The sequence below is a fragment of the Colidextribacter sp. OB.20 genome (genome assembly GCF_009911595.1).
Classification (GTDB): domain Bacteria; phylum Bacillota; class Clostridia; order Oscillospirales; family Oscillospiraceae; genus Lawsonibacter.
In genome coordinates this window covers 1-1,520 of the sequence record NZ_QWKG01000138.1, presented here as the reverse complement: position 1 = coordinate 1,520, position 1,520 = coordinate 1, and the positions used below count along the sequence as shown (strand labels likewise).

Sequence of the window (1,520 nt, the reverse complement as noted above, 5' to 3'; positions counted from 1 at the left end):
GAGCAGACTGTTGACGTCATCGAGATCAACTACTACATCGGCCAGGTCTCCAGCGTGAAGGAGGACAAGGGCGGCCGTTACGTCACCGTGAAGGAGCTGTCCAAGGGCTCCGATCTGGACGTGCGTACCTTCTACACCGCCAACTACGCTGAGGAAGACTATGTCATCTACACCATTGACTATATCGAGGACGACGACGACTACATCATCGCTGAGATGTTCGAGCCTGAAATCGTCACCGGCGAGGTCAACCGCGTGGAGAGCGACAAGGACACCGGCGATACCTACCTGCGCTTCGAGCGGGACAGCACCAAGTACCCCTATTCCCGGTTCTCCGTGGACAGCAAGACCGTCCAGCAGCAGCACATGGTCTATGACCTGGACGACCTGAATGTGGTCGATCACCCCGCTCTGAAGACCGACTACGACCTGCTGATGGACCCCAACGGCTACGTTGTGGCCTTCCGTGAGGCCAACCAGAAGCCCAACCAGTACCTGTACGTCAAGGACTCCGACGAGGAGCTGAAGGACTGGGTTGCCAAGGTCCTGCTCACCGATGTGACCTCCCCCAAGGTCGAGGTCAAGGACGAGCTGAGCGATCTGATCTACAATGATACAGACAAGGCCTATAACTGGACCAATCCTAAGACCCTGCATGTGGACGAGGCTCCTGGCAAGAAGATCGACTGGACCGACTACAAGTATGTCGATACTGACATCAAGGGCCAGAAGGACTCCAACATTGACCACATGATCTGGAAGTACACCGTCAGCGACAGCGGCGTGTACACCCTGAAGTTCGTCAATCCTGTGGACGACTGGACTGGCCTGAACGCTGAGATCAGGGACCAGGATACCCAGTGGCGCATGACCGGCGCCTCCATTAAGACCGGCAAGGCCTATGTCACTGGCGACCGCAAGGATGCGAGTGGCACAATTAAGACCAATGAGTTCATCGTGGACGCCAAGACCATCTTCGTGGACGATGTGAACGACAAGGTCTACACCGGCTACAAGGAAGTCCCCAATGTGGAGAACGCCGAGGTCGCCTATGTCCTGAACAAGGGCGTGGCTAAGGTCGTGTTCATCCTGGACGGCGAAATCTATGACGACGGCAACGTCTTCTTCATGCTGAAGGACACCGACCGCGAGACCTTCAAGTATGACGGCGACAACTACTGGGACTTCGAGAACGCCTATGTCAACGGCGAGCACCAGAACCACTGGAATATCCGCTATAACGCTCTGAACAACGGCGACGCTCTGAAGGCTGGCCGGCTGTACGAGGTCAAGAAGACCATCGAGGACGGCGAGTATATCACCGAGATCAGAGAGTGGACCAATTCCGACGGCGTTCTGCCTCAGGCTCTGCTCACCATCAACGCCGTGGGCGACGAGACCTTCTGGCTGCGGCAGTACGATGAGGACAAGGTGTACAAGTACGACACCGAGGGCGGCGACAATCCCACTCAGATCGTCCTGGTGGAGTATGACGCCGACGACAATCTGGACAACATCAC

Annotated in this window: 1 protein-coding gene; it reads left to right on the top strand. The window is 56.4% G+C overall.

Going from position 1 to position 1,520, the window contains the following annotated elements:
* A partial coding sequence (locus tag D1641_RS18820; RefSeq protein WP_160668515.1) for a hypothetical protein occupies positions 1-1,520 on the top strand: 1,520 nt, incomplete at both ends.